At 32.6% G+C, this 7,299-nt stretch carries 8 protein-coding genes and 1 pseudogene; 2 read left to right on the forward strand and 7 right to left on the reverse strand.

Features of this window, described 5'->3' with window-relative positions; all coding sequences use genetic code 11:
- A pseudogene (locus tag BMZ74_RS14415) lies at window positions 1–173 on the forward strand (IS110 family transposase); the annotation flags it as partial.
- Window positions 174–315: 142 nt separating this feature from the next.
- On the opposite strand, the gene BMZ74_RS13795 reads toward BMZ74_RS14415, so the two are convergent.
- The 7 genes from BMZ74_RS13795 to dgoD form a co-directional block, all read right to left on the reverse strand.
- Window positions 316–1,203 (reverse strand): response regulator, encoded by an 888-nt coding sequence (locus BMZ74_RS13795; RefSeq protein WP_089862793.1) that lies wholly within the window; start codon window positions 1,201–1,203, stop codon window positions 316–318.
- 107 nt (window positions 1,204–1,310) lie between these two features.
- Window positions 1,311–2,075, reverse strand: a complete 765-nt coding sequence (locus BMZ74_RS13800) for a TIGR03915 family putative DNA repair protein (RefSeq protein ID WP_245750899.1) — start codon at window positions 2,073–2,075, stop codon at window positions 1,311–1,313.
- Between the two features lie 22 nt (window positions 2,076–2,097).
- Complete coding sequence (locus BMZ74_RS13805; RefSeq protein ID WP_089862795.1) at window positions 2,098–3,321, reverse strand: putative DNA modification/repair radical SAM protein; 1,224 nt, start codon at window positions 3,319–3,321, stop codon at window positions 2,098–2,100.
- Window positions 3,322–3,472: 151 nt separating this feature from the next.
- Window positions 3,473–4,273, reverse strand: a complete 801-nt coding sequence (locus BMZ74_RS13810) for a family 1 encapsulin nanocompartment shell protein (protein WP_089862796.1) — start codon at window positions 4,271–4,273, stop codon at window positions 3,473–3,475.
- Window positions 4,274–4,275: 2 nt separating this feature from the next.
- Window positions 4,276–4,641 carry an encapsulin-associated ferritin-like protein gene (locus BMZ74_RS13815; protein WP_089862797.1) on the reverse strand — a complete coding sequence of 122 codons (366 nt, stop codon included), beginning with the start codon at window positions 4,639–4,641 and terminating at the stop codon, window positions 4,276–4,278.
- 192 nt (window positions 4,642–4,833) lie between these two features.
- Window positions 4,834–5,811 carry a 2-hydroxyacid dehydrogenase gene (locus BMZ74_RS13820; RefSeq protein ID WP_089862798.1) on the reverse strand — a complete coding sequence of 326 codons (978 nt, stop codon included), beginning with the start codon at window positions 5,809–5,811 and terminating at the stop codon, window positions 4,834–4,836.
- A 24-nt stretch (window positions 5,812–5,835) separates the two neighbouring features.
- Entirely contained in the window at window positions 5,836–6,927 is a 1,092-nt protein-coding gene (gene dgoD / locus BMZ74_RS13825; protein WP_245750900.1) for a galactonate dehydratase, read from the reverse strand.
- Between dgoD and BMZ74_RS14795 the strand changes: the two genes are divergently transcribed.
- Complete coding sequence (locus tag BMZ74_RS14795) at window positions 6,875–7,006, forward strand: hypothetical protein (RefSeq protein WP_281244114.1); 132 nt, start codon at window positions 6,875–6,877, stop codon at window positions 7,004–7,006. The two genes, dgoD and BMZ74_RS14795, sit on opposite strands and share 53 nt — an antisense overlap.
- The last annotated feature ends 293 nt before the right edge of the window (window positions 7,007–7,299 follow it).

The following is a 7,299-nucleotide window of genomic DNA, read 5'->3' on the forward strand; positions in this document are numbered from 1 at the left end:
CCGCTAATTCATTGAGAGTACACAATGATAGCTATAAAAACTACTACTACAAAAAGTATAATGAAGTTCCAAAGCACAAACACAAAAGAGCCCTCGTGCTTACAGCACGTAAATTTGTCCGTCTCGTTTTTGCTCTGCTAAGCAAAGGCGAAATATATCAACCACGGAGGTAGATAATTATTGCAAATTAGTCTGTTTACTTAATTTTCTATTAGAACTATTATTTAGTCATGGGCTGAATTGGTAAAAATTACTATTCAGGCTAGGCGGATAGAACTATGCCTAATTTGACCGTTTTCAGCCAAATAAATTAAATTATTTTCTTTTTTTCTCTTGACATCTTACCGTATTACTTTCTAAACTAATATTTAAAAACACTCTATTTTCATTTACATTAACTAAAAATGAAACATTTTCGCTTTTAGGAAAAGTTGTTTTTAAATTTTTGCCTTCAAACACTGTAGGAGGAGAAAGCCTGAGATTTAGCCCTTTAATTTTTTTATTCAGCATTGAGGCTGCATTTCCAGCTACAATATTAGCAAATTCACTGACTGAATCAATGATAAAATCTTTTTCAACTATTTTTCTACCTAAAAACGATTCTGTTATTTTTTGAGCAGCTTCAAAAGATGTATCAAGAATCATTCTTCCTTTAGCTCTACCTATAATTCCAATCACTACCGATAAACCATGAGAATAACGTTCCTGATAACTATCAAATTTAGATTCTGAAAGGGAAAAATCATCTTCAAAAACTCTTTTTAGGTTAGTTCTTAAAGCATCATAAAATGCATCTTCATAATCAGCTTCTAAACTATTATAGATCTGTTCATGATTAAAAATTTTATTAACAGTTTCTGCAAATTCATTTGCATCAATAGGCTTTTGTAGATAATGAGAAATCCCTACTTTATTAGCTTTCCTGACTATCGCATCATCTTTCATTGAACTAATTGCAATAATATTTACTTCGGGTTTTAACTGCAGAATTTTTTTACTGCAGCTTAATCCATCAGAAGATTTTAAAGTCATATCCATGGTAACCAGATCAACCTGCAAATTCTGAATTTTCTTTAAGGCTTCAACTTCCGAATGAGCTTCTCCAACAACTTCAAACTTACTTTTGTCAATCAAATCTTTAATTATCTGAATAGAAAAGCGGGAATCATCAACAATAAAGACTTTCAATTTATTATCACTCAATTAATTCACCCCTTTGTTTGAGATAATCAGGCAAAAAATCAAACCTTTTCCTAATTATATCATAAAGAGTTTAATTTAAAAAATGATAATCTTCAAACAAATGCAGCTTAATAGCTTGAACCAGGATTTTCAATTAAATAAGGCCAATATTTTTTAGGCATAAATTGCCTCTGAGCTCTAGGATTAACTCGATTATTAATACTTACAGAAATAAAAAAAGTCTGCCATAAATTTTGAAATTCTAATTCAAACTGGCTCAACTCTGGTTCAAAATCTGCTTCTAATTCGATTAAAAGCCAATCCTTTTCCCGGGCAGAATAAATAACTGCTTTTCCCCGCTTCTTGTCATGCAAAACCCAATCCTGAACTGCAAATCTATTTTTAAAATGAGGTGCCAACAAAATTAAAAGATCATTATCTGGGGCTAAAGCAGCATAATATTTGCCGTCAATTGATTCTTTAAATCTAACCAGACCTTTTAAACGATGATTTTCACTTCTGACACGGCGAGCTAACTCCTGGACTTTACGAATATAATCTTTAGTTAAATAATTATCTACTTTTTTGCCCAATTTAAACCCCATAAAAAAGTATTTAAAAATATCTAGTTCAACTTTTGTTTCATCAGCCAAAAAAGCATGAAACGAATCAGTTAAAGCCTGTGAAGAAATAAATTCCTTTACTTTATCACTAAAAAAATCTGCCTGCTGAGCATTATTGCTTATATACTCAGCAGTATAAAATAAGTTTTTGCGATAAGCACTTTCTTTTTCGATAGCAAAAGGAATTTCTTTTCTGCTAAATAACTGATAAAGCACAGTTAAAAGCCCCTGAAAGCTGCCATCATAAATATATATTTTTTGAGCTGCCACTATAAAAATCCCCCTTTTTTAATTAAAATAAAGCTAGCTGCTGCTGTTCTTTAACTGCTAGTCTCTGATATAAAATTTCTTTTTCAAAAGGAACTGCTGCTCCATATTTACCAGCACAAGTAATAAAATAATTAGCTCGCTTTAAAACAACTCGCAATTTTTTTAGATTATAATGATCTAAAATCTTTTCTCGCCTAGCTTTTACAATTTTAGCAGCAGATCGGGGACCAATACCTGGAACTCTAAGCAGCATTTCATAATCTGCTGTATTAACTTCAACTGGAAATTTATCTAAATTATTTAAAGCCCAGTCGGCTTTAGGATCAATTCTAAGATCAAAGTTATTGCGCCCGGGAGTCAATAATTCTTTTGCTTGAAAACCATAAAATCTTAACAACCAGTCAGCCTGATAAAGTCGATGTTCTCGCTGTAATGGTGGCCCTGGCAAAACAGGCAAAAGTGAAGAATTGCTTACTGGCAAATAAGCAGAATAATAAACTCTTTTTAGTTTAAAGTTATTATAAAGCCCTTCTGAAAGACTAATAATCTGCCGATCAGATTCAGGTGAAGCTCCAACAATTAATTGAGTTGATTGACCAGCTGGCACAAATTTTTCTTTACTTTTATATTTTTTTCGAGCAATCGAGTTATGTTCAATTTCCTGACCAATTCCCTGCATAGGAATTAGAATACCGGCTTTTTTCTTCTGGGGAGCTAATTTTCCCAGACTGCTTTCACTTGGTAATTCAATATTTACACTCATCCTATCTGCTAACAACCCGGCCTGATAAATCAATTTAAAATCAGCCCCTGGAATAGCTTTTAAATGAATATAACCTTGATAATTATATCTATTACGTAATAGTTGAACAGTTTTTAAAAGTTGTTCCATTGTCCAATCAGGATTTTTACTAACTGCTGAGCTTAAAAACAATCCTTCAATATAATTACGCCGATAGAATTCGACTGTTAGCTTTGCAACTTCTTCTGGAGTAAAAGCAGCTCGCGAGCGATCAACACTAGCTCTATTTACACAATACTGACAGTCATAAATACAATAATTAGTAAATAAAATTTTAAGTAAAGAAATACAGCGACCATCATCAGACCAGCTATGGCAAATACCACTAACTTTAGTATTACCAAGACTATTACTATCACCCCGACCACTGCTCCCACTCGAAGAACATGAAACATCATATTTAGCAGCATCACTCAAAATTTCTAATTTTTTTTCCAGTTCCATAACTTTTTTCCTTTCTTTTAAATCAGAAAATAAATAAAAAATATTATTAATTTTAGTTTAATAAAATTATAACATACATCAGTTCGCTAGAGCAAGAAAAAAAATACCGCCCTAGCTAGGGCGGTATTAATTAAACTAATTTTTCTCAACTTTATTTTAAAACTATAGCTGCTTCAGGTCCATTTACTCTGAAAGTAAATGTTTCGATAAAGAATAATTCAACTTCATCGTCTTCTCGTTTTTCAAATCCAAGCGAGATATCCTGACCAACAGTTAATTCAAAATCTCCACCGCGTTCAGAGATTAAAAGACCTCTATTGCCTAAATCAGGTACTAATAAGGCTCCACTTTCAACCATTTCTTCTACCTTACGTTTGAGTGGATAACCTTTATCATCTAACTCATAAAGTAAAGAATATAGTTCAGGTCCTAAGAGTAATCTTTTACTTCCACCAACACTATTTTCTTCAAAAATAGTTATAGCTTTTAAAAGACCAGTTATTAACTCTTTTTCACCACCTGAAACACTTACTTCATCATAATCGGAAGCTTCAACTATACCTTCTATTTTAACTTCATCTAAACCATAAAATACAGCTTTATTTTCAGCCTTGGCAACCTTAGCAGCTGCATCAATTAAAGGATCAGTATCAACATCTTCAGCTCCTCTTGCCAGGGCTTCTATTTCGCTTAATTTCATCTTAAAAGGAACTTTAAGTTCTACTAAAGGTAAAACATTACGAGTAGAATAGCTAACACCCTCAACATCTTCAATTCCAGTTGGAGTAAATCTACCAGTATTAATTGAAGATAATTCCAATCCTTTTGGACCAATAAAATCTACTTCTTTTCTGGCTTTTAATTTTTGATTAAATACAGCAGTTGCTTCTTCATCTAGAAAATCCCATGCTTCTGCTGAAAATGGTGCTAAAGAACGTTTTAAAATATCCATTCTTATTCTCCTCCTTTCATATTACCTAACCCAAGTGAACCATTATTCGAACTAGAAGCTCCAGCTTCATCAGCTTCTCCTTCTTCTTCAACCTCGGTTATCTTTGCTGTAGTAAAAAGGAAAGTATTTAACATTTCATCCCAGACAGGATTATTACGGCGCAGCCATTCAAGTCCCATACATGCATGTTCAATCTCTTCATCACGGTTATGTTCTACAATTGCCTTGATTTCTGGGTCATTGGTTGCAGCAGCTCGCTGATTATACCAATCAATAGCTTCCAATTCTTCCATTACACTTTTGATAATTCGATGATACTCCATCGCTTCTTCTGTTAACTTGTCTTCTGGTTCATGATATTCACTCATTAAATCTAACCTCCCTTTCAATTTAAAATTCAACTTTTTAAAATAAAACCTTAACTTACATATTTAAAAATTTGTTACTATCGATAATAATTCTCAACGATTATTATACATTTTTTACTTAAAAAAGTCAAATTAGTATTATTTAAAGGTCAATTTAAATTGACCTTTAAATAATAGCCGATATTAAAAAAATTAAACTAAATCTTTAAGCTCCCAAACTAAATTTTCAGGTTTATTATCATTTACACCGGCAACTAGATTTTTAGCCGCCTTCATGGCCATTTCGAATCTTGTAGCAGCAGAAGCTGATCCGATATGAGGGGTTGTCACTACATTATCCATACTGAGTAAAGGATTATTTTTATCTATGGGCTCTTGCGTGTATACGTCAAGTCCAGCTCCAGCTATTTCATTGTTTTGCAGGGCAAAAATAAGTTCTTTTTCATTAACTATCTTACCTCTAGAACAATTAATAAATATTGCAGAATTCTTCATTAGCTTAAATTCTTTTTCCCCAAACATCAGATATGTTTCTCTGGTAAGTGGGGTCATCGTTACCACAAAATCAGATCTACTAAGTAATTGTTCAAATTCACAAAAAGTAGCATTAAATTTTTTATCAACTTCAGATTTTACTTCTCTATCAGTATATAAAATCTTCATATCAAATCCCAGTGCTGCCCTTTTGGCAATTTTTTCTCCAATTCTTCCCATTCCTACTATACCAATAGTTTTATTATGAATATCAACTCCTAAAAATTTATTATCATCAATCTTATTCCAATTTCCAGCTTTAGTATAACGATCTAAATAAGCTATTTTTCTACCTGCTGCTAATAATATTCCAAAAACTAAATCAGCTACAGTATCATCTAAGACAAATGGAGTATGAGTACCAAGTATTTTTCTTTTTCTCATTAAATCAATATCAAAGTTTTCATATCCAACAGCAATATTGCTTATAATTTTCAATTGGGGAGCCTGTTCTAAAAGATCTTCTGTTACTTTGATATGTGCGCCCATTAAGCCAGCAACAGATCTTGCTTTTTCTAGTAATAATTCTTCCGAAATTGGTTTTTCATTTCGCCAGATCTCATATTCACAAAATTTTGCTATATAATTTTCTACTTCTAATGGAATTGGTTTTGTAATAAATACTTTAGCTTTCATATTATATCTCCTTTATAGATAATTTTACCATTCTGCTACACTGCCATCCTTATGTCTCCAAACTGGATTTTTCCAATTATGGCCTAGCTTAGCTCTTTCCCTGACATAGTCTTCATTGATTTCTATGCCAAGTCCAGGCTTTTGAGGAATTTTTAAATAACCATCTTTATATTCAAAAACTTTTCTATCTTTAACATAGTCTAATAAATCATTTTCTTTATTATAATGAATGCCCAAACTTTGCTCCTGGATTACAGCATTATAACAAGTAGCATCTAATTGCAGACAAGCAGCTAGAGCTATCGGACCAAGCGGACAGTGAGGAGCAAGAGATATATCATAGGCTTCAGCCATTCCAGCTATTTTTTTACATTCCGTTATACCTCCAGCATGTGATAAATCAGGCTGAATTATGTCTACATAGCCAGCAGATAATAAATCTTTAAAATCCCAACGCGAAAACATTCTCTCTCCAGTTGCAATTGGAATAGATGTCTGGCTAGAAATTTCTTTTAAAGCATAGTTGTTTTCAGCTAATACTGGTTCTTCAATAAACATTGGTCGATATACTTCTAATTCTTTAGCTAATATTTTAGCCATAGTTTTAGTTACTCTACCATGAAAATCTATTCCAATTCCGAAGTATTTATCAGTAGCTTTTCTAATACTCTCTACTCGAGCAAGTGTCTGATCAATTTTTTCGTAAGAGTCTAAATACTGCATTTCTTCAGTTGCATTCATTTTCACGGCCTTAAATCCTAATTGAGCAGCATTTTGAGCTGCTTTTCCAACATCTTCTGGTCTATCTCCTCCAATCCAGGAATATATTTTTATAGAATCGCGACAGGCCCCTCCTAATAGTTGATGAATAGGTGCATTAAGATATTTACCTTTTATATCCCATAAAGCCTGGTCAATGCCAGCAATAGAACTCATTAAAATAGGTCCGCCCCGATAAAACCCCGAACGATACATTGTGTTCCAATGATCTTCTATTCTAAGGGGATCTTTCCCAAGTAAATATTCCATTAATTCATCTACACAAGTTGCAACAGTAGCAGCTTTGCCTTCAATAACTGGTTCTCCCCAGCCAACTATTCCTTCATCAGTAATAATCTTTAAAAACAGCCATCTAGGTGGAACTTTAAATAATTCATACTTAAGCGAATTTCATAATACGCTTAATTTAGTTTAATTCAAAAAAATATTGTCTGTGAATCATAAAAATAAGCCTTTTAACTTGAAATTGTAGATTTTAAAAATTTACCATAGATTTACTGCTAAATTTAAACGCACTTAGCTTGGGTAACTTAAAATCATGTTTTAAAATGCTCTTTAAGCAGCTAAAGTCTGGTTTTGAAGCTTGATTTTCTCTGCTGCAATTCTTGCAGCTATCAAACTGATTGAGCTTAACAGTAAATGAGTTTTAACTTTTTTGGCTCCCATTACAGTTAAGTTCTCTAAATTCAGATGCTCTTTTAGCCTGGA

Source organism: Halanaerobium salsuginis, assembly GCF_900114545.1.
GTDB classification, from domain to species: domain Bacteria; phylum Bacillota; class Halanaerobiia; order Halanaerobiales; family Halanaerobiaceae; genus Halanaerobium; species Halanaerobium salsuginis.